The 22,277-nt window shown below is 41.4% G+C and carries 16 protein-coding genes; 15 read left to right on the forward strand and 1 reads right to left on the reverse strand.

Annotated elements, in window-relative coordinates; translation table 11 throughout:
- The 6 genes from ACJHX7_RS17610 (at position 1) to trhN (ending at position 11,674) form a co-directional block, all read left to right on the forward strand.
- Positions 1-555, forward strand: a complete 555-nt coding sequence (locus tag ACJHX7_RS17610; protein ID WP_000235777.1) for a hypothetical protein — start codon at positions 1-3, stop codon at positions 553-555.
- Between the two features lie 119 nt (positions 556-674).
- Positions 675-4,979 (forward strand): IncHI-type conjugal transfer protein RSP, encoded by a 4,305-nt coding sequence (rsp, locus tag ACJHX7_RS17615; RefSeq protein ID WP_072756792.1) that lies wholly within the window; start codon positions 675-677, stop codon positions 4,977-4,979.
- A gap of 277 nt (positions 4,980-5,256) precedes the next feature.
- On the forward strand, positions 5,257-5,769 hold the full coding sequence (gene trhF, locus ACJHX7_RS17620) for an IncHI-type conjugal transfer protein TrhF (RefSeq protein WP_001286759.1): 513 nt from the start codon (positions 5,257-5,259) through the stop codon (positions 5,767-5,769).
- Positions 5,756-7,267 carry a TrbC family F-type conjugative pilus assembly protein gene (locus ACJHX7_RS17625; protein WP_072756793.1) on the forward strand — a complete coding sequence of 504 codons (1,512 nt, stop codon included), beginning with the start codon at positions 5,756-5,758 and terminating at the stop codon, positions 7,265-7,267. Before trhF ends, ACJHX7_RS17625 begins: the two co-directional genes overlap by 14 nt.
- 144 nt (positions 7,268-7,411) lie before the next feature.
- The gene (trhU, locus tag ACJHX7_RS17630; protein WP_181196458.1) at positions 7,412-8,467 is read left to right on the forward strand and encodes an IncHI-type conjugal transfer protein TrhU; all 1,056 of its coding nucleotides are present in this window, start codon (positions 7,412-7,414) and stop codon (positions 8,465-8,467) included.
- An 18-nt stretch (positions 8,468-8,485) separates the two neighbouring features.
- Positions 8,486-11,674, forward strand: coding sequence for an IncHI-type conjugal transfer protein TrhN (trhN, locus tag ACJHX7_RS17635; protein ID WP_000776705.1), 3,189 nt, complete (start codon positions 8,486-8,488; stop codon positions 11,672-11,674).
- A 28-nt stretch (positions 11,675-11,702) separates the two neighbouring features.
- Here trhN and ACJHX7_RS17640 read toward each other — a convergent pair whose 3' ends face one another.
- Positions 11,703-12,575 carry a hypothetical protein gene (locus ACJHX7_RS17640; RefSeq protein WP_072692375.1) on the reverse strand — a complete coding sequence of 291 codons (873 nt, stop codon included), beginning with the start codon at positions 12,573-12,575 and terminating at the stop codon, positions 11,703-11,705.
- 179 nt (positions 12,576-12,754) lie between these two features.
- Between ACJHX7_RS17640 and trhI the strand changes: the two genes are divergently transcribed.
- The 9 genes from trhI to ACJHX7_RS17685 all read left to right on the forward strand — a co-directional run bounded on the left by trhI (position 12,755) and on the right by ACJHX7_RS17685 (position 22,274).
- Positions 12,755-14,539, forward strand: coding sequence for an IncHI-type conjugal transfer helicase TrhI (gene trhI, locus ACJHX7_RS17645; RefSeq protein WP_042634277.1), 1,785 nt, complete (start codon positions 12,755-12,757; stop codon positions 14,537-14,539).
- Between the two features lie 394 nt (positions 14,540-14,933).
- Positions 14,934-15,806: a hypothetical protein gene (locus tag ACJHX7_RS17650; protein ID WP_000041927.1), complete on the forward strand. Its 873-nt coding sequence runs from the start codon at positions 14,934-14,936 to the stop codon at positions 15,804-15,806.
- Between the two features lie 57 nt (positions 15,807-15,863).
- A complete protein-coding gene (locus ACJHX7_RS17655; protein ID WP_000120822.1) occupies positions 15,864-16,241 on the forward strand; it encodes a hypothetical protein in 378 nt (125 codons plus the stop codon).
- Between the two features lie 60 nt (positions 16,242-16,301).
- The gene (locus ACJHX7_RS17660; protein WP_042634278.1) at positions 16,302-17,279 is read left to right on the forward strand and encodes a hypothetical protein; all 978 of its coding nucleotides are present in this window, start codon (positions 16,302-16,304) and stop codon (positions 17,277-17,279) included.
- A gap of 57 nt (positions 17,280-17,336) precedes the next feature.
- Positions 17,337-18,395: an ATP-binding protein gene (locus ACJHX7_RS17665; RefSeq protein WP_000063335.1), complete on the forward strand. Its 1,059-nt coding sequence runs from the start codon at positions 17,337-17,339 to the stop codon at positions 18,393-18,395.
- Between the two features lie 131 nt (positions 18,396-18,526).
- Entirely contained in the window at positions 18,527-18,700 is a 174-nt protein-coding gene (locus tag ACJHX7_RS17670) for a hypothetical protein (RefSeq protein WP_001176647.1), read from the forward strand.
- Between the two features lie 63 nt (positions 18,701-18,763).
- Positions 18,764-19,891 (forward strand): DUF3150 domain-containing protein, encoded by a 1,128-nt coding sequence (locus ACJHX7_RS17675; protein ID WP_000174395.1) that lies wholly within the window; start codon positions 18,764-18,766, stop codon positions 19,889-19,891.
- A gap of 77 nt (positions 19,892-19,968) precedes the next feature.
- Positions 19,969-21,981: a VWA domain-containing protein gene (locus tag ACJHX7_RS17680; protein WP_072692376.1), complete on the forward strand. Its 2,013-nt coding sequence runs from the start codon at positions 19,969-19,971 to the stop codon at positions 21,979-21,981.
- A gap of 71 nt (positions 21,982-22,052) precedes the next feature.
- Positions 22,053-22,274 carry a hypothetical protein gene (locus ACJHX7_RS17685; protein WP_042634307.1) on the forward strand — a complete coding sequence of 74 codons (222 nt, stop codon included), beginning with the start codon at positions 22,053-22,055 and terminating at the stop codon, positions 22,272-22,274.
- Positions 22,275-22,277 lie beyond the last annotated feature (3 nt).

Consider the following 22,277-nt stretch of genomic DNA (forward strand, 5'->3'; position numbering starts at 1 on the left):
ATGGCAACTTCAGACTTCTCTCTTAAAAACCATAATGTAAAAGCTTTTGGTCAGGATGCAGCACTTGTCATTGAGATGAACAATGAAGATGTTAGCTCATCAAAACCTTCACCTTTTTCAAATGAGATTGATAATTATTATCTTACATTGCACGTCGCTCCGAGGAACGCCAAAAAAGATTATGACTGGGGCTCAAACCGTTCTGTACTTCTAAAATTGTCGACGAATGAAGTTATGCAGATGGCATCTGTATTTCTTAGAATCATGCATACTTTAAAAATTGATAAGAGGAAAACCTCACATCATGGCCACGTCGTATACAAAAATATAAGCGTTACCCCAAACGAGAGGGGCGGTTTGTTGTTATCAGCAGGGATAGTTCCAGTCGATAAAGACGGCTTAAAACCCTTCATGCACATGGTCCCCGTCTCACAAATGGACTGCGTTAAAATTGGCCTCTACATACTTGGATATCTTGCTCAAAAAACGCCTTGGGTAAGCTCCGAGTCTATAATTACCGCGCTTCGCTTATCTGAAGCCAAGAATTCAAAATAGCGTATTAACATACGGAATACATGGAAAAATACAGGTTTTTTTAAATGTTATACGAACGGATATTTCTGTTTTTCATCGTAAAGTGAGTTTAATTTTGCTCAGAAAAACAGGTATTCGTCATGAGAAAATCAGGTTTAGGTTTAGCCCTGTTGTTTTCTTTAATTGCTCCGATTAAAGCGGTCTACGCCGAAGCGATTATGATTTCAGGAAAGCTACAGGCTGATTTGCCAGCCGTATCCTTTGACCCGGGGCCGGGCGACTTTGTTGCATACGTTAATTCTAACACTATCACTGCCTCAGGTGCAGGCACAGCCTGTAATGTAACGGTTGATGATCGAGCGACTTCCTCTGTTGATAACCTCGTTTGTTTTTTTGAGTGGTTACCCAATACCTTGGGATTTACTTCTAACGGTTTCACTCTTTCAGGCGTTCCCAACACCACCGGTGATTTAAAACTACCTTACAAGATTTCTTACTTCTCTGGTTCTGAACGGAAAAAAGTTGAAATAGTAAAAGGTGAATATTCAATCAAAAGTGTGGCACCGGTAAAACCTACTATCACCGGTCTTAAATCATCCCTGAACGGATTAGTCTATGACGGCTTTTCTTTCAAATCGTATTTAAAGGATGAAGCGATCAAAGATATCGCTGTTTCTGTTGAGCCCCGCAATTATATTCAATACATCTCAATAGGTTCAGGCTCCGCCTGTGAAGTTCCTATTGGCGGAACTTCCTGTACCATTGAAGTTGGAAGCATTAAGGCCAGTGATACAGATGAACTTTTGGGTTCACGTGATATCACAATTACAGCAAACTCTAAGAATAATTATTTCGCACCTCCTGAATCCAAAAAGCTTGTTGTTAACTGGGATTATCGGCCTCCTGTAGTAGACCATACACTTTGGAATTTTACCGATGAGGCTAAAACAATCAAAGTAGGTGGCCAGGACATCTATACCGGAGCCAAAACCGTTGCTGTGGCCGTTAAGGTACCCCAGCAAGAAACAGAAGGTGAATGGTGGCTCCCAACAGCTATGTCGCTCACTATGACTCCGGATGGCGTGTTTAAACCGACGACTAAAGTGACTTTAGATGATGGCACTGAGATTGATTTCAAACAGTCCTGGGCAACCCCTTTACGTAGAACTTTACAGCCGGTAAGTGGACCTCAAAAAGTCGGTGATGAGTACCTCTATATCTTCGACTTAACGGATCTTATAAACGGGTCCTACGCAGCGACTTTTACAGTAGAAAATACGAGCAAAAACTCTTCTACGTACACTGAGCCTGAAAGCAAACTGATGCTGTCTGATAACCCAACGCTTATGGTTCTCAAAGATGGGCAGGTATTAACTAAACGAGCACCCGTATACTTCCTGAACGAGATTATCGTTGCAGCTTTCCAGGGGCAGGCTGGGGTTGCTGACATAAAATCAGTAACAATAGACAACAAAGTAGTTTCGTTAACACCTACAAATTATAGAGGTATTTACTACCTGCCGGTTGGAGACGATTTAGCAGTTAATTCGGATCACGAGATTACTGTGGTGGCTGAAAACCTTTATGGAAAAAACGTTAATTTCAGTACCGTTTTCACTTATCAACCTACTGGATTCACTCTCAAGAATCTGGAAAAAAACGTAACTCTTTACTCGCGTGTACGTCAGTATACGGACCTGCTTAGTCAAACAGCTGGTGATAAATGCACTCTGTTTACCACAGAGGAAAATGCGAATGCTTACCTCGCCTGGTATGGGGAAAAATCAGATGTTACAGCATGCTACCCTCAGTGGAACAATGTCCCTGATGGGTTGGAGTTCTATTTTAAAGGACGTACCCCGGGTCTAACTGGATTCTTTAATAAAACAGGTGAGAATCTGCTCGACTATCAAGTCTATATGATTAACGGGAAGGGCTCTAAAGCGGTATCCGCAAGGAATCGCCGTACTCTGACCACACAATTACCATACAACCCGATCATCTCTTACAAAAAGAATAAAGTCATAGCTGGCATCAATCCGAACACTGCTCTGGCTTATACGACCGGGGGGGAGGCCGCTCGAATATTAGCGAAGGTGGTACCAGCTGACGTTACGATGATCGTCTCTCAAAACGGCTCTGAGGCTGTCAAAACGTCATTTAAAAATCGTTCCTCAAACAACGATGCAACGACCTTTGTACAAAGGGTTAAGGTTGCTGCTGCACCATTGTGGACAAAGAACGTCTTTGACATAGCTGTAGAATACTCAAAGGATCCAGAATTAAGAACTACAGACACACTCAACGTATATACGGTGCCTGATTTCAATATTCGAGCATCGATGGAAGTGGATGACAGAAAAACAGCCACATCTCTTGAAGTGCCCTTAAAGGTAACAGTGGGGCGTTATAACAACTCCACACGTAAAAGTGCATTTGACCGTAAAACAATGGGAGAATGGGACGTCACGATATACTCGCAAAAAAGTGTATACGGCAAAGATCCAGAAACAGGCCGTTATAAAACTACATACGAAAGAACTGCGCTGACTGAAGCATTGCCGGTCAATGATGCGGGCATTGTCGAAACCAAGATTAAAATTGAAAATATGGATCTGGGTAATATGCGTCTGGTTGGTGTGGCTAAGGTCAGATCGCCATTCTCTGATTTTGAAATGAAACGTGAGACCAGTGCTGTAGGCATTCGAATCTATAAAGGTGAGGAACTGGAGGGTAACCTGTCGAAAAGCCTTATTATCGGAAGGATCCCACTTAGTACTCTGGTAAGCTTCAAATCTGCCAGTACTGCTAACTCTGACGCACTTGCCCCCACCGAATGGCAGCAGTCCTCTGATAATGGTCAAACCTGGAATATGCTTTCCGACATGACCGGAAAGAGAAGTGTAAGTATCAAAAAGACAGAAGTAGGAAAGTGGCTTTATAGGGCAAAAATGACCAATAAATTCACATCTAAGGTTTCCTACACAGATGCCTTAACGGTAGTTACCTACAAGCAGCCTAAGCTCAGTATAGATGTGACAGACATTCTTCAGGGCTCAGATGTACCTGTAACCCTGCTTGATAACGATGAGCCTATACCAGCAGGCACCGCTGAGGTTCTCTGGTCAGAGGATAAAGTCAACTGGGTGCAGGGAGATACAACTTACACTGTGGCTTCAGCTGATACCCTACCGTCTACGATTTATGCCCGGATGCGTTACCTTGATTCCGATGAACTGGCAGAGGAGTCTTCATGGAAGGAAACGTCTGCTCGGTTGGCAGCCGCAAAACCCAAGCGCCTTTCTGTCTCGGTAACGGGGGTTTCTAAGGTAGAGGTTGGTCAAAAAGTTACTTTGGAAGGTAAGTTCACGAACCCTAACAGTAAGTACCAGAATGGTAATAACGTAGTTGAAGAATGGAAAACACCGGATGGCCAGACATTTAAAGGCTCTACACTGTCTGTTACCCTTACTGAGCAAATGTTGGATAAACAGGGATATGCTGCTTTTGAATACAGTGCATGGTTAGCGGACAATAAGGTGAATACGGTTTCTACCCGTAGAGTTTCTGTCAAATCGTGGGTTTATAAATTCCCCGAAATGAAAATAAGCTCCAAACTTAAATACGACATGGCACCGACCACCCTACGCGTTGCGTTGAGCGGTATTAAGGATGGAGACTATCCTGGTGTTACTTATTCCCGAGAATGGATTTACGACAAAGAGAATCTGGTAATCACTAAAGATGAAGGTGACACCAAAGAATTTACAATTGAAAATCCTGGCAAATATACATTGATGGTTGTTTTCAAAGATAACCGCAACAATGAACAGCGTATCGAAAATACCTTTGTTGTCGATGAACAAACGCCAATGAACGTTGAGATGACACCCAAGTTCTCTAACAAATATATGAGAGCTCCACTCGATGTAACCTTAAGGTCAAACATCAAGCTATCTCATTCGGCGGACTCGATAGATACGGTCACATACAAGGTGAACGGTGAGGTAATACCCAGCGGCAAAAATTATTGGGCTCAACTGATTTCGGGTTTAAAAGAAAAGAAATACGAGATCACAATTGATGTTGTTAGTAAACTTGGACAGAGAGGTTCAGCATCTGTTGAGTTTGATGTCGTTAAAAACGCAGTGCCTAATTGTACATTGAGCTACACGGAAACCAACCTAAGCTGGAGCTTTACCAATAAATGTGATGATACTGATGGAAAAATGGTTAGATATGAATGGTTCATCAACGGCGAATTAAGGAACGTTTTCGGTAGTACGGCTACACTTTCTAAAAACCTTAACCGTGGTAAGCAGGACATAAAAGTAATTGCTTATGATGATAGTGGAGACTTTGCAACGCAGCACGTGACAGTTTTCGGACCGGCTGAAGAGGCAAGTAAGTCTGAAAACACTGTATCAATACCAAGCAGTGAGTAATAAATTTTTAAATATAAAGCCGGGACATTTTGTCCCGGCTTTTTTATGCCCAACAATTGGACCTTTGAAAAATTAATACCGGAAAGTAACTTTGCTACAAAGGTATCTTTCATGGCCGCTAACAAGGCTGCGTCTACATGCTGAGAAATTAACATCCTTATAGGTTAATATTAGGTTAGTTTGCAGACTTCCGAGCGTTGAAAAACATGGATAATAGTTACTTGGATAGAGGTGTATCTACTTAGTAAAAATATTCTTCAGTGCTAGTGAGAAAAATATGAGCGACTACATACCTAAAAAGAGAGGGCTGCTTATACTGGATTGGTATGTCCCCATTAATATTTTATTGCTGATTCTCGTTATGTGTGTCTTTTTCACCCGTTATACATTTGGATACGGTTTATTGAATGGGTGCCTGCCTGCTGATTTTTATATGATTGATCATTCGGATAAAACTATTAAAACTGGTGAACTCATAGCTTTCAACATGCCGAAATCGGTTCGTTTTATCCCAGAAAATGAACGAGTCATAAAAATTGTTGCCGGTGTGGGCGGTGACAAACTCAAAGTAACAATGGATGGGGTTTATAACGGGGACAAATTTTTTGAAGCTAATGCACGTCGTATTTCAAAGAAATACAGTATTCCGTCCATTTTGATTGAAAAAGAATTGATAATTCCTGAAGGCGAAGTTTTCCTAATTGGGCAAACCGATCACTCATGGGATTCCCGTTTTTGGGGAACAGTAAAGCTGAATTCAGTAATTGGGAAAACATATGCGATCTTTTAATGTAAATAAAAAATATTTACCAATACTTCCTGGACTTGCGTTATGTGCAGTTTTAAGTAATACAAATGCAAGCACTGAGTATCAACATGATGCTGACCTAATCGCTCAGCAAGCAAAAGGGCTTGGCGCTCAGGCTAAAGGTGCACAGCAGCCAGATGGGGCTCTTAGCCTTGATGCTACGCTAAATTCACCAGATGTGCAGAAGTACATTGCGCAATCTGAAGCACTCAAAAAAAACCAGGACCTGAGCAGGCAAACAAACCGTGGTTACGTGCCCGGTATGAATGCGGATAGTGTTCAAGCAGTTATAGACCATACCCAGGCTATAAGGGCCCAAAGTAATAACTCTGATGCTGTCAACGATATAATTAGAAGACGTGATGAAATTCAGGAAAACGCCAGCCTTAATGAAGCGGCTCTGAAAGCTGTGGAAAATAAGCCGGAAGTCATGCGAGGACAATCTAAAAATATCGAAAAATTGTTTGGTTCCTCGGGCATCACAGCTGCTGACTTCGAAAGAAAAATGGATAGCACACGTGAAGAAGCACTATCAACTGAAAATGGTATAACGATCTTTGCTTCATTTAGCTTACCGGATTATGTACTGGAAGACCTTTTACGTACGGCCTCAGAGCATAAAGCTCGTGTAGTTTTCAATGGTCTAAAGAAAGGAACTACTCGGCTACCAGAGACACAGGCAGCAATAAACCAAATGATTGTCAAAGGAAAATTTGAATCTCCTTTGATTACAATTGATCCTGATAGCTTCAGTCAGTATCAAGTAACTCAAGTACCGACAATTATTTCTCGGGAGCAAGCTCGTTTTGCAAAAATGGTAGGGTCCTTCAACGTTGAGTTTTTTCAGCGAGAACTTGCTAAAAAACCCGATCAGGACATTTTTCCTGTTGCTGGTACGATTTATCCCGTTGAAGAAAAGAGCATCATTAAAGAACTGGAAGAACGCGCACAAAAATATGACTGGGAAGGTGCAAAAAAAAGGGCCGTTGCGGACACCTGGAAAAATCAATGGATGGTCGATCTCCCTCCTGCCCAGGAACACAAAGAATTTTTAATTGACCCTACAGTGAGGGTCACTCAGGACGTAAAAGATAAGCAGGGCCGTGTAATAGCTTCCGCCGGGGAGTTGATTAATCCACTTTCGAGATTTCCTCAAAACCTGACGATGATAATTTTCGATCCACTCAATCCGGGCCAGCTGGTATGGGCTGAGCAGCAGTATCGACAACGTCTGGGTAGTGGAAAAGTAATGCCAATGTTTACCCGTATCCAAAAAGATAATGGATGGGATCACCTAAATGATTTACGTGAAAAATTTAACGGTAAGGTGTTTAAAGTAAACGAACAGATTATCTCACGCTTTCAGATTAAAAATACACCTGCGCTTATAACTACTGACCAAGATAAATTCCGGATCACCCTGTTTAGCGAGGCAGAAGTCCGTGGAATCGGAGCCCCAAATCTTTCAGAGGAAAAATAATATGAAACTCGGATTTATTATAGGCGCTCTCTTTGCAACATGGCTGACGCTAAATTATCCGGACCAGATGAGAAGTTATTTTACCAAAGCCGTCGACTATATCGAAAGTGTTGCAACATTTATTACATCCAAGTGAGCATGATGGTGAAAAAATTCAAAAAGTTACTTTTAGAGTTCATTGTAGCAGTTATGCTTTCGCTTTCTATACCTGGTATGGCTATGGCAGCAGATGCTGGAGTCCCTGGGGCTATGTGTCAGTCAGCTGGAGTGTGGCAGGGCTTGATTAAGAATATCTGTTGGAGCTGCATTTTTCCCATGAGGATAATGGGCATAGGGGCTGCTCCAGAAGGCGCTGCACCTTCACGTCCGGGTTGCTACTGCACAGATCAGAACGGCGTACCGGAAATAGGTTGGCAATTGAGCTTCTTTCAGCCGGTGAAGATTGTAGAAGTTGTAAAGAGCCCCTGGTGCAGCCCCTTTCTTGAAGGCACGATGCTTCAAAAATCGCAGTTTGATATTGGTAAAAGCAACACTAATCAGCCAATGACAGCAACTGAAGCCGGATTTTACGATGTTCATCTTTGGGAGTTCCCAATCATGACAATGCTCAAATTACTGATTATTGGCGAGTGCACTGCTGAACCCTATATAGATGCCAGCCTGACCTATATAAGCGAAGTGGACCCTATGTGGGAAAGTGATCTGCTTACACTCGTCCTGAATCCCGAGGCAGTAGTTTTTGCAAACCCAATTGCCTCAATGGTGTGCGCTGCTGACTGTGTAGCAGTAACAGCAGGAAAGGATAATCTCGCTGCATACTTTTGTGCCGGATGCGATGGCAACCTTTACCCATTAACCGGCCACATTTACGCAAATGATGACGCTGTAAGGACGAGTTCACTGATTACCCAGCGTCTTCTGACAAAACTACATCGCCAAGGCATGCTGATGCGAACGATGGGAGCAGACGCAATGTGTGAGAAAACGTGGGAATACTTTACACCACGTTCCCAGTATCGGCTTTCAATGCTTTTCCCTACTCCTGAGGCGAAGGGACCGGATTGCTGTCATCGTCTTGGTGATTCGGTACACGACTGGTCAACCCTTAAAGGTGGGCGCAAAAAAATAGGCAACGATAATTATGTCTATATGTTGTGGCGTTACAATGACTGTTGTGTTCGCTACGTTCCAGGCGTTTGATTTCTAAGGAGAAAATAAGTGAAACTTAGAAAAACAATCACCTCAGCGATTATTGCATCAATGGTTGCCAATACTATGAGTTGGGCTTTTTATGTCACACTCATAAACATGGTAATGACACCACGTGTTTACGCTGCTGACGCTATATTTGACCAGCTCGAAAATAATTTTAACCTTGCAAATCCTAACGCAAATCGCAATGCAACCACCAGTGCTCAGGACATTGTGGAGAAATACAAGAACGCGGATTCAGGCGAGAATGTCAGTGGGAAGATCACCGAGAAATACGTGGGTAAAGCCGAATCCGCTAATCTTAATCTCGGGAAGTATGGGGCAGGGAACTCTAATGAAAGTGTCATGAAAAATGCCGCATCCGATGGAAAGTCTATTGGTAGCGCCGTACAACTGCCGAGTATGTCTGGAGGGACAATCAATTCAAACTACACCAAGGAAGGGGCAAAGCTGCTCTCTCGTGATGCTAATGGCAACATTGGTATAAGCAGTAATCCCAATACTACTCCTGGAACCAAAACAAATACGGGAGAGATTTTCAGCTCAGAGCAAAAGCACAGCGATATAAAGTTCAACGCCGCAGATCGTTATGGGGATGAGGATGGCTTTGTTAACGATATAAAGAATCGGAAAAGCCAGTTATTTGATGCTCAAAGTTATGATGGCGTTGCCTACCGCACCCTCGTAAATGCTAACAAGGACAACCCGGCATCGTCTGTAAAGCCTAACGATCCCATGTTTACTGCGGGGAGAAATGAGATAACCAATGCTGTTGCTGGTACTGGAAACTGGCTTCAGAACTGTAATGTTGAGACCTCCAAAAAAACAGTAACCACACACTATCCTGATTACAAAGAGTTCTACTGTAACTCGCCTAAGCAAGATAACTTCAGCAGCTGCACGATAACTCGTGACTTCTCTGTTCCTGTATACATTTCAGGCGGAAACGGAGACATGTCGATGTGCGGCGATAATTGTGTGCGTATATGGTTTGGTCGCCGTGATGACAACTACTGGAGTGACGGGGTATTTGATAACGAACTGACATTAAAATTCCATCCGGATGCAAAATTGGCCTCAGCAAAGATTGTTAACGCGGAGTGGGATGACCACATGCGGGTAACACTTGATGGCACGCAGATTTTTGCTCACATAGATGGTGCATATCGAGAAAGTGACTATCCGGCTCCAAAGGGATCTTGGGAGTTAAAAAAATCGTGGAAACTCGACAAAGTATACGATGTAACTGAAAAGGTCAGAAAATCAGTTTATGAAGAACCTGATCGTGAAGTGACAATGGCATCCAGAGTCTGGGTTGGTGGGGGAGGTGAAGGGTACTTTGAGGTTGAGCTGACGTTTGAAAATATGAAGCTCGAAGATAAGCACGTCCAGGAACCAGCTGGTTGTTACGATGCTGTACAAACACCAAATACATTCTGCCGTTTCGATCGGTTTAAAGATATGGATGTTGGCACGAAGCGGCTTCCGGAAAGCGTGCTTTCTATGGCAAAGCCGCTGTATGAAGGCGATAAAGGCTTTCTTACCTGGAAGACTAACCTTGAAGGCTATTTTTGTGATCCATTGGCTAAAGACAAGATTTGCTCTTATGACGCCAGTGGGAAAATTATGAAAGACGCTAATGGAAAGGACCTCTGTTACAACTACGAAGAAATTAAGAGTATGCCTGATGCATGTAGTTCTTATAAAAATGATGCAGCATGTGTACTCGATAAACAAACATGTGCAGAGGGTTGGTTCGATGAGGGCACTAACAGCTGCTACATGTATGAACAGAAATACACCTGTGACAGAGGTAAGGATGTAGTTCGTGAGGTTGAATCTTCTACAAATGCCTGTGTTGGCATGATCCCATGTTCTGGAGGAACATGCGAAACTGGGCCAAAGGAAGAGAACAACGATTTTGGAAAAGTTGCGGCTTATTCAAACATGGTTCAGTACATGCAGGGCGAAGCCAAATGCGAAGACCCTAACGATGCCAATTCCTGTTCTGTCTTTGAAGGAAAACCTGAATGGTGTGGTCGTTCAGTAGGCTTTGTAAATGGCCTGGCAAAGACGGACTGCTGCGAAGCACCGCAGGGAACCGCAGGAGCACTTGAAGGTATCATGCTTGCCGGATCTATGATCAGAAACACTAACTGGACCAGAGTTAATGCTCAGCTAATAAAATGGACCGGCGGTGATACAGGTACATGGGCTTCTATGTCCAATGCGGTCGGTGAGTGGACTGCATCAGCTGGTAAAACAGTAGGGCAAATGTGGAACAATGTCACGAGCTCCTTAACGAGCGTATATGAAAACGTCGCTGGTAATCTAAGCAGGGCAGTTGGGTCTTCCGCAACTTCTGGAGGGGCAGGAGGTGCTGGCCAGTTGGCACAGGAAACAATGTCCAGCTTCGGTATAGGTCAGCTTAAGCAGATGGCAATGAAGAAAGCCTACGAATTGCTACCAGATACAGTTCGAGACTTTGTCTTTAAGAACGTTGCTACTACCGGAGGAGAGGTTGTCTTCTCGGCTGCGGTTCAAAACTTTATGCTTGCATTAAACGTGATCGGTTGGATTTATACAGCCTATCAGGTCACTAAAATGCTTTTAGAAATGTTGGTAGCATGCGACCAGAAAGAGATGGAAGCTTCTATTCATAAGAATCAAAAATCCTGTTTTACATTAGATACGGAACGATGCGTCAAATATCTGAATGTTGGTTTCACAAAGAAATGCGTTAAAAAAGCAACAGACATGTGCTGTTATAATTCCATGTTGTCACGCGTTATTATGCAACAAGCTTATCCGCAATTAGGAATAGACCCTGTCGCCTCTAATTGCGTGGGGCTATCAATAAAGCAAATACAGCAACTGGATTTCGATAAAATTGATCTGACGGAGTGGATTAATGATGCAGTTCAGGTAGGAGAAGTTCCTGATCAATATTCAAAATTCTCCGAAGAATCAATTGTGGAAAACTTACCATTCCAGAATGAGAACTATCAACTTCCATCAGAACGTACCAAGGAAGCAATGGGCGGTGAAGAAAATATGATAAAGGCCAGACAAGAAAATGCTCAGGCTATAAAAGAGGAAAATGTAGATTGTAGCTATTTACCTCGACCGGCCATATGTGAGGTAGGTTCAACTACGCTGGATCCGGTTACGGGCAAGCAGTTGCCGAAATATTGAAGAAGGGGCCGTTAGGCCCCTTTTTTAATTACTTGGCTTTCAATGTTTTTTCTGGGAAGCCTTTTTTACCGTATTCACCGGTAAAGAGGTAATAATCTTTTCCGTTGATGGAGGCTGCAACACCCCCTGGAGTTGTTGTATTTGGGCTATCAGAACGGAAAATGATACCCGAAAAATCAGCGCTTGTTTCGTTTCCTTTAAATGGGATGAACACATAACGAATTACAGCGTAATCACCAGCGGGAAGGTTTAGCTGAGGAGTTTCGGTTCCTGTTGCGGGGCGAATCGCCTGAAAGCTGTACATTGAATCTGTAGGGAAAACATCAGCATCAGGCTTAGAGGGCAGATCACAGGTACTCCATTTATTGACGACTGCCATATCAATTTTACATGTGGCCAGAGCTGCTTTCTGTTTTTCAGGGTTGTATCCAAATGAGGCCTGAGTTGCTTTTGTATGCTCAAAAACATACTTAGCTCCTTCACGTACCAAACTTTCATCATTGTAAGGCAATTTTTTTGGATTGGGGACGAACACTAGGTATTGATTGACCTGGATGTATTCGGCGTCAGAAGAACTGTACAAAGAGCCGAGGCTCATGATCCCAAAACCTTTTAGACCGCCTGTTACGTAGCCCATCGAACTATTGATGAGATACTTAGAAAGAAAGTTGTCGGCATCCCCTCCAGGAGTAACCTCTTGCTCCTTAAAATTAACGTCGAAACCAGCAAACGAATAGGCATTCTTGGCGACAGAATCATTTGCTTTAGCATGCCAGTACTGGCCGTGACTGTACGCATTCAGAGCGGTGCCTGGCGTAGTGCCGGTGTCACCGGCACAACCCGATAGGGAAAAACCAATGACGACAGAAGAGACCAGAGATACTAAACGTAAAAGTTTCATTTAAAGCCCTTTTTGTAATGTCTTTTGGAGATGGAACCATTATTCCATAGTCACGCGTTTCACAAACAACCTGATTGCATAAAAAAGGAAAAAAAGTGATTTCCAGTAGAACCAGCAGTACACAAGAAAAGCGCTTTTATAAAAATGTATAATTATTAAAACGAAGTAATGAGGTTGAAATGGGTAAGCCAACAGAAGAGCAAAGACCTGTTATCGAGAATGCTAGCGCAAACAATATGGTGATAGCAGCGCCTGGATCAGGCAAATCATTCACCATGATAGAAGCGGTTATATCGATTCTCAAAAAGTATCCATATGCAAGAATCGGGATGGTGACCTTTACTCGCGCTGCAACAAACGCACTTGCAGCAAAGTTACAAAAGCGATTGAGCAAGAAGGATCTTGACCGGGTGCTGGTGGATACTTTTCACGGACTCGTTAAGAAGCAACTGGACATGATTCGCTGGCCGGGAAAGATGTTGATAGGGCCAGCACAGAGATCTGTCATTCACCGGGCTTTGAAAGAATCCGGTGTAACGATGAAGTTTGCTGAAGCTGAATTCGTTATTGATGCTATCGGCAGAGAAATGGATACGGATGTGATTTCAGTTCGGCATAACAGACAACAGATCCATTTATTTAATACCTATCAGGCGTTATGCCAGAAAGACCATGTGGCGGACCTCAATGCTCTTTCAAAATTTGTTGTCGGTCAAATGCATTCGGGAAAAATGCGCACGTTAGATTTGACACATTTGATAGTAGACGAAGTTCAGGATACTGACTCTATACAATTCTCATGGATAGCATTGCATACAAGAGCTGGAGTCTATACGAGTATAGTTGGAGACGATGATCAGGCCATCTACTCCTTCAGATCCTCAGGAGGAGTCAAAATATTTCAACAGTTTGAAAAACACTTCAGACCTAACATATTTTACTTAAACACATGCTTTAGGTGTGAACCTGAAATTTTAGAGGTGGCCGGAGCACTGATAGGAAAGAATGTTTACCGTTATGCCAAAGAGTTACGCTCGGCAAAAAAGGGAGGAGGAAAGGTCACTTTTCGTTCATATGTAGATATGGAGGAACAGATACAGGGTATTTTAAGCCTTATAAATCAGGATCCACATGGATGGGCAATTCTAAGCCGCAATAATGCTCACTTGGATGAGCTAGAAAGTTTGATCGAACAGCCAGTAATTCGTTACGGAGGTAAATCATTCTGGGATGAAAAAGAAACAAGCGATGTGTTAAGCCTTATGGCCTTTTTCCGACAATCAAATGATCCTCGCTTAATGAAGAGAGTATTGGCATTGTTTGGAGAACAGGAATCAGTTTTGGATGATGTGGCATTGAGTATGAGAGGAAGAAAAGTTACTTTTGGCGACCTTGCCATCCCGGAGGACAGTTCTCTCGAAACAAAAACATTACATTCAAACTTCGTGCGCTTTACCCAGGAAAGTACTGATAAAGTTGAGATAGCAAAACGTTTCGCCAACCTTACGAAATGGATGGAATCGTCGTCAATCAAGATGAGGAGTAATAAAGGTACAGCAACCTTAACAAAAATTGCTTTAGACACTTGTAAACAGTGGGCAGAAAAGACTGGTTGGATGAATATGATCAATCGTGCTGCTGCAATGTCATTAGGCCCTAGGAAGAAGGACGAGGAATACAGCCCAGAGAAAGTAGTCCTATCAACCTTGCATGGTTCAAAGGGTCTTGAGTGGAATAAAGTAATAATAATGAGTTGTAATGCGGATCAGATACCAAGTAAAAGATCAGTTGGGGAGGAGGCAATAGAAGAAGAAAGACGTTTGCTTTATGTTGGATTTACGCGTGCAGAAAAGCAACTTTTTGTAATGTGGTATGGTGATCCTTCTTTCTTTTTAAGAGAATGCAGTGAAGAAAAGATAAAAGAAGCAGCTAATATTCGAATTTCTCCAGTTTATACAGAATAATTCGATATGGGCATTTACTTATGCTTAAAGCTATAGTATAAAAACAATGAGCTTAAATATCAGCTCCCAAATTTGAGTAACTTTGCTTAAAGTTACTTTCGCGTTAAGCGTTGATTTAGCCGTGAAAAGCGGCCAGCTTAAACAAGCTGTAAGACACCACCGGCAAAATGTCACCTTTGTCGCTGGTGCACTTCCCATGCCTGAAAAAGGCAATCTGAATTTACCAAACCGTAACTAATTTAGCTCCTCCTGGAGCTATTTTTGTTGCGTACTTCTAATGCCAGATAGTATAAATCAGGCGGTTCATAGCTTACGGGAGATGAATGACAGGCTTTGCCTTCGTGTTGAAACAAAAAATTGTTTCTTCCTTCTTACTATATATAGGTGACCCCAAATGTCTAAAAATAAAGCTCGCAGTAAAGCCCTTCATCAAACCTTTAGTGAAATTATTCCAGAGATGGATAAGGCGCTAAACAAACAGCTCTTAGAAGTTCTGATGAAATATACAGAACGTGATAATGAACTGATTGTTATTTTGAATGAGGACGGCCCAAATATCATTGAACTTAAGTCTCTTAAGCCTGTGTCTTTGTTGGCCGAAAAGCTTTCTGCTTATTCAAGCTATTATCATGTGGATGTTGTGGAGCTCGTGGTCAAGAAAATTGATTTCGAAGGAGCTTATAAGCTTCTTAAAGCTTCCCCAGATGTACCACTTTTTAAAAGCTTAACTGAACTGGATAAATATCTTGTTGAGGAGTTTGAAAAATACGGATTAAATTCATTTCTTGACGTGGATAATCTGGATTACTCACTTGAAAAAGCCAGTGAACTCAAAAATGAGCAGTTAATAAATTGGGTTTCGGACATCATTTGCAAACGTGAAAAATTAACTTTACGTAAGCGTTTTGATGTCGCAGTAAAGGCCCACTACGAAAATGTAGAAAAAATGTATGATACCATTCGTCCGTTAATGAAAAAACTGGGTTTCCCAGAAGATCTCATGACGCACACCTTTAGTGAGTTAAGCGTTTTTGAAACTAAAGGATGGGACCATGCAATAAAATCGAAAATTGAGACTCTCGCTAAGCGTGAAACTCAATATTTAGATGATGCGGCTAAAGCAGAGAATCGACGTCTTGTAACAGAGAAGTTGGAGAACTCTTTAGCGATTGCACCAACTAAACCAACAAGAAATTGGTTACATATTGCCGGAATTGCCTGTTTGGTAGTCTGCACGTTCATGTATGTAACTAATAAATTTATTTAATCCTGTTAAGGGGGAACCCTAACGGGGCTTCTCTTTGAACAAATCGAGGAGCGGAAAATGTCATATCTTGAATATATCAATGAAGTAAAAGTGTCCGGGATAGTTATCAGTGCTGTGGAGAAAAAAATGACTGACCAGAGTATAGGTTTGTTAATAAAGCTCAAAAATAGGATGAAGACAGAAGTTGATGGTGAAATCACTGAGAGAGAATTTTCAGTTCAAATCAAGGTGTCGCCTGAAATGTATTCAACCTGTTTCACTGGTATAAATCAGGGTGATGAGTTGATGGTCTCCGGTTATATTGTTGTCGATACTATTATGATTGAAGGGAGAGAACATCCTCTTGACTACATGAGAGTGGTAGCAACAAGTAAGTTGGCTCACATACCTAAACCTCTAAAAGGTTTTGGACAAAGTAGCTTTAATCAGATCTGACATTAAACCCACCCTAAAGGGGAGAAATCCCTTCATGGGATTTCTCCTTTTGGAGTCCCCATGAAACAAAAATTTAGGGCTACTGCAATAAGTAGTAATCAACTTAGTTTTTTTTCTATACTCGATATAGATGAAGATGAAATAACGCAAATAGTTGATTCACCCAAAGAGCATTTAAATGATGCTTACACGTCCGGATTAAACTTTAAATCAGAAGAAAGTAACATTTCTGAGATAAATTATGATTCTGAAAGGCGTGAAAATCACCTTTATGAAAAATCCAAATTACTTAAAAATCAGATTTTGCATACAATTAATTTTGCAGCAGAAACAGATTATCTATATACGGTTGAAGAATATAACCCAGATTTGGGTGGTCTGGTAATAGAATGGACCCCTGAGGATGTGTATGTTGTTTTTCTATCCGCTATGGAAGAGTCTTTGGAAATCATTAAAGAACTAGTGTTGAGGAGAAAGTTATTCTTCAAAGATGACAATGGTAATATCACAGTGAATCCACTTTTAGAAGCTGAAACACGGTGGTATATGTCAAAATCATTTGAATACACTTGTTTATGTCATGGACTTGATGCATGTGAATTTAGAGCGGAATTAAAATCATGGCTCTATTATCATTCGCATCGTTCGATTAGTGAAAACACGAAATTAGCTGAATGCAGGAATGATGATGAAATCATTTTGCATGATTGCAATGACGATATGGGCTGGGACATCTTCTTTGATCAGGATTATTTAATGTCAGAAAAAAAACTGGCTGTTAAATGGACTGACAGGGAAATTATGGATGTTTACATAAAAGCTTTTAAATCCACATTAGAGTTGTTTGACGAGCTTGTTTCATGTGATCTGTTAACTAAACGAAACGCTTTTGGCAAGTTAGAAATCAATCCAATATTCGAAAATCATTTTGAATGGATCATGTCTGAAGCTTTTGAAATAGTGGGAAATCATCTTGGTTATAATGTGCCTCAAATCAGGAAACTGATGGCAACTATTTGCCAAATGAATCTCAAATAAAATGCCACTGGCAAACATCTGCCAGAGGGCGGTGTTTGCATTTTACCGGAGTTAAAAATGTCTAATGCCGCTATGAAGTTAAATGAAACATCTTCTGATGCTTATGAAAAATTAGAAGCTCTTCTTTCCCCGGATGTTATAAAGTTAAAACATTATGTGGATAAAGGTGAGTATCTTTTAGTTCTAGCAAAGGACCTTTTTGGTATTCCAGAAATGGATCCAAAGATGGCTGTGCCTGTTTTCAAAACTAAAACCTCGTATCGAGCTCCGCTGAACAAAGACTACATACCAAATCCCCGAATACTTGAACAAGTGGTTAAACTGCTTATCAGTCCGGATATAGATTTAAGTGTGTGTCTTAAAGGTGAGTCCGGTTCTGGCAAGACTGAAATGGTAATGTACATTAGCCACATGATGAATTGGCCGCTGACAATTAAGCAGATCAACAGCAATATTCGAGTTGATGAGCTTGAAGGTGAGCGCAGTCTTAATGGTGGTAATACAGGTTTTGTACACAGCGATTTGGTAACGGGATTTCGTAATGGTCACCTCATTCTTCTGGATGAAGTGGACAAAATCGATCCTGATACGGCAGCAAAACTTCACATGCCCATTGAACGTAAGCCCTGGTCACTCAGTGCTAATGGTGGTGAGGTTATAACTGCTAATGGCTACACGCGATTTATTGGTACTGCAAACACAAACATGAGTGGAGGCGCTCGCCGGTTCGTTTCTTCTCAACGTCAAGATGCAGCTTTTATAAAGCGGTTCTTGATAGTTGAAATGGAGAAGCCCGACAAAGTTGCTTTAACCAATGTGCTTACTAAACGATATAGCTCTTTGCCTTTTCAGGTCATTGAGAAGTTCGTAAGAGTAGCGATTGCAGTAAATGACTCTGGTACAGAAGACAGTGTGATGGATATTCGTCAATTAGTAGCTTGGGTTGGCACGTCGATGACGTTAAAAACCTTTAGTCTTCTTGACACTTTCAAAATAGCTTTTGCTTCTGCTTTACCTTTACATGTGGTCGATCTTGTTCTTCAAGCTATAGATCTTTCTCTTGGCGAAGACAAGGATAAATCGCTGGAGTATTTCACAGCAAAAAAGTCGAGTTAGATGGGATTTGTTATGAAACCTCTGATATTTGTATCTCAGAGTTATCCCATCTTGAATTTAGTGCGTTTTTAAGTACGGATGGTGCTGCTACCATTGCTATAGCAAAAAACGGAACTAATTTTACTGGACTTATGCAACTGAATAACGACTATTCTTTATTGTTTTATCATGATGGTAAAATAAATATGGAAGGTCTGATTAAACAAATGGAATTAAAAGGTTATATGTATCAGGGAGCAATGGGCAATGATGATGTTGTTGCTGAGTTTCCCGGTATTCTTTTAATTTCACCAGAGAAGCTTTAATATCAACCCTATCGGGAAATCTTTCCCGTTGGGGAGGGTTTCCCCTTTTTTTTGGAGAAACCCATGACTTTAAATACTTCAATGCTTAACAAAGTATCTGCAAAACAAATCTCTGAGAATTTTGCAAAATCATATCCAGATTTACTGGAAGGTGCAGTTATAACAAAAATTGAAATAAGTGGCTGTCAAGGATCGCGTCGAACCGATAAAATCGATTTGTCTTATGATGGAGATGATATTACGGATCAAAAAAGCGTATCTAAAAGCGAAGTACGCTGGATTGACATAAAAGCCCTTAGCTTCAAAAGTACGATTACCAGCAGAATATCAACTCTTTGCTCACGCTTGTGCATCCGCTATAGCAATATGTGGATTTTACCAGTATCCAGTATGGAAGAGTTTCTGGAAGGGGCCCAAGAGATTGAACGAGAGTTTCAGGCAGGTATTCAAAACGTTGTAGACAATTATGAGATGCATATTGAGGCTGAAAAAAATAGAAGCCCAAGAATGTCTTCTTTGATTGATCAGTTGAAATTAACTAAAGATGATTTCATAAAATCCTTTAGATTTAATATTGCTCACTTTATTCCTTTTACGCCTATTAGCGTTGAAGGTGATGAAACCCAGGACTACTATCAGGAACAATTGATAACAGATCTGGCAGAAGAAGCAATGAAGGTTTATGAAAAAATTAGCAAAAATAACAATTTGCGCTCAAGTACTATTGACCGACTGAAGCAAATGCAAAATAAGATCATTAGCTTCATGTTTATACATAAAGAGGCGGCAGTACTTGCAGAAGCTATAAAACACATAATGAATAATTTACCTAAAGGTGCCATTTCTGAACCTCGCGACGTTGCGGTGTTACAGCAGTGGTTTTATTTCATGAGTGATGCTTCAATGTTAAAGCGTATTATTTCAGGAGAGCAAAAGGTTACTGACTGGTTGGAATCTATTACCAGATCATTTAATCAAAGCTCACAAACAGAACCGAACGCGCTACAGAACACAGGTATTGAAGCTATTTTAGATTCAACAAATGTGTTCCAGGTTGAACCTGTCGTAGAGAACGATATAAATAACAGCACGTTTTCAAACACTGATCCTGTAGCTGAACCTGAGAAATCAGTTTCGCAACAGGAAGACAATGTTGAAAATGGTTTTGATATCGAGCTCAAAGGCTGGTAACTGTTTGCTTTATTAAAAACCCCAGATGGGTACTTCACCATCTGGGTGAGTACCCCTTTTTTATAAAGAGGTATTCTATGAAATTAGATCTTAAATCATCACCGCGCCATATTAAGCGTTTACAGAATATAGCAAAAGTCATTAGCGGCTTAGGCGATGTAAGAGTTGTAATAGACGACAATACCAAAGGACCGTATTTTGATCCTGTAAATAAAGTTTGTGTTTTACCAAACGGCGATTATAGCGATGATGACTTTGTCAGTCTGATTGAAGGTTTTACCTGTCATGAAGCTGGTCATGGTCGCTATACCGACAGCGAGGTTTACAGTGACGCCTTTAATAGTGTTCTCAAGTCATCTGAAGGGTTTACACGCTTCGATGACGGAATGAATGCAGAGTTTGAGAGCCTCGCTGAGAAACGTAAAGCTTATAGCAGGGCAAAACGTCTTACCGGGCTTATAAATCTGTTCGATGATGTACAGATGGAAGAGAAGGTTGGTAACGATTATCCGGATGCAAAGCGGCGGCTTGCAGCCACTTACGCACTGATGGTTAAAGCCGGAAGGATGACTCCTGATATATCTTCTCGTCCGGAAAATCCTGTCCTATTTATTGAGTGGTATCTGCTTAACTCATTGCGAGTAAAAGTCCTTCAGCAGGCAGGTCACAAAGAAACACTCGATCCGTTTTTTGACTATGCCCAAAAGATACTTTCTCCAGTAATTTCTGATGTTGAGGAAATTTTTCATGATGCTCTTGGTTGTGAAAATACTCAGGGCTGTGAATCCCTTGCTCGTAAGACCCTGGCTCTTTTAGAGAGACTGCGGGATGAGGCAAGGGAACAACAGCAGCAGACAGAGCAGGAGGAGCAGGAGGCATATGATGAATCCGAGACCGATACCGATACCGATACCGAATCAGAAGATAAATCGCTTGAGTCGACTGATAGTCGTGAGGATGATTCTGAGGACGATAGTGAAGGTCAGGCAGATACTTCCGATAACTCTGATCTTGCTCAAGAGGGATGTTCTGAGCCTTCAGAACTTGCTGAAGATAACGAGGGAAATAATGAACCCACCGGTGGCAATCCCACAGGTGATAACATTATTGAAGACGATACTGATGCGATTAACCCTTCCGAGAGTGAATCAGATGAAGCCAGTTCGACTAACGTTGAAGATGAAAGTAACTTTTCATCGGCTCAATGGGAGATACTGGCAGATTTGTTGGATGCCTTTCTTGGCAGTGATGAGGATAGCGAAGATTATCACGATGCTTTGGCTGAAGAGATTGAAGGTATTGCATCAAAAGTATCCGATGACGTGAAAGCCGAATTCGGTGCTTCTGAATGGGATATCCCTGATCTCCTTATCGATTTGAATGTTTACAATGAGGCTTTGTCTCTGAGTCATTCAATCGGTAGCGACTTGTCTGTTTTACAGCAGGTTAAAATGCGTGGCCGAAACAAAACTCATGAGCGTGGAATTACCTTCGATGGAAATCGATTAATTCTGTCACCAATGGGAGTTCGTGATGTCTTCAGAGCTCAAAGCGAATCTAAAAATAGAGGGCATGTTGGCCTCGTATTAGTTCGTGATATTTCAGCGTCAATGGCTAATGATGAAAGATATATTCATGCCATTAAGTCAGATCTTGCTTTATCGATGGCCGCTGAAAGTTTGTCAAAAATGCATGTCTCCAATATAGTCTTTCCCTTCAAGGAAAGTGAATTTGAGATTATCAAAACGTTTGATCAAAGCGTTGAGGAATCTCTATCGAAATTCACTCTTGGATGTAAGGGTTATTATACCCCTACGGGATCGGCTTTAATGGCAGCTGTTGATCTGTTACTTGACAGCCAATTCGATAGGAAAATAATTTTTCTTATAACTGATGGTTATCCGAATAAATCGGAATTTACTATCGGCGAAGTTATGGAAAAGGCTAAATGTAATGGAATAGAAATCGTTGGTGTTGGTATTAAGACTGATGAAATAATTGGTTTTGAAACGGACACTTTCGTAACAGTTGATGATACTTCTTTATTGTCTATTGAAGTCAGTAAGCTAGTTCATCAAATACTTTCTTAATAAACTCTACCCAATCGGGGCAAAAGGCCCCGGTGGGTCTTTTTGCTCCATGAAGGAATAAGGAGCAAAATATGACTCAGATAAAAACTTACCGTGTAGAACATGAAAAAGTCGGTGCGATGCATAAAGTCCGTATTTTCGGACGTGTTGGTGAAGTTATAAGCAATGATAGCCCTCAGGAAAGAATCTTCCGCGAAGTCACTATAGCGGAGGGTAATAGCCAGCAGGCTGCGTTACTTGTAGATAACTACATACAGTGTCTTGAGAATAATGGCTTCACGACTGAAGCATAAATG

The organism is Escherichia sp. WS1451 (genome assembly GCF_046487365.1).
Lineage (GTDB): Bacteria > Pseudomonadota > Gammaproteobacteria > Enterobacterales > Enterobacteriaceae > Escherichia > Escherichia coli.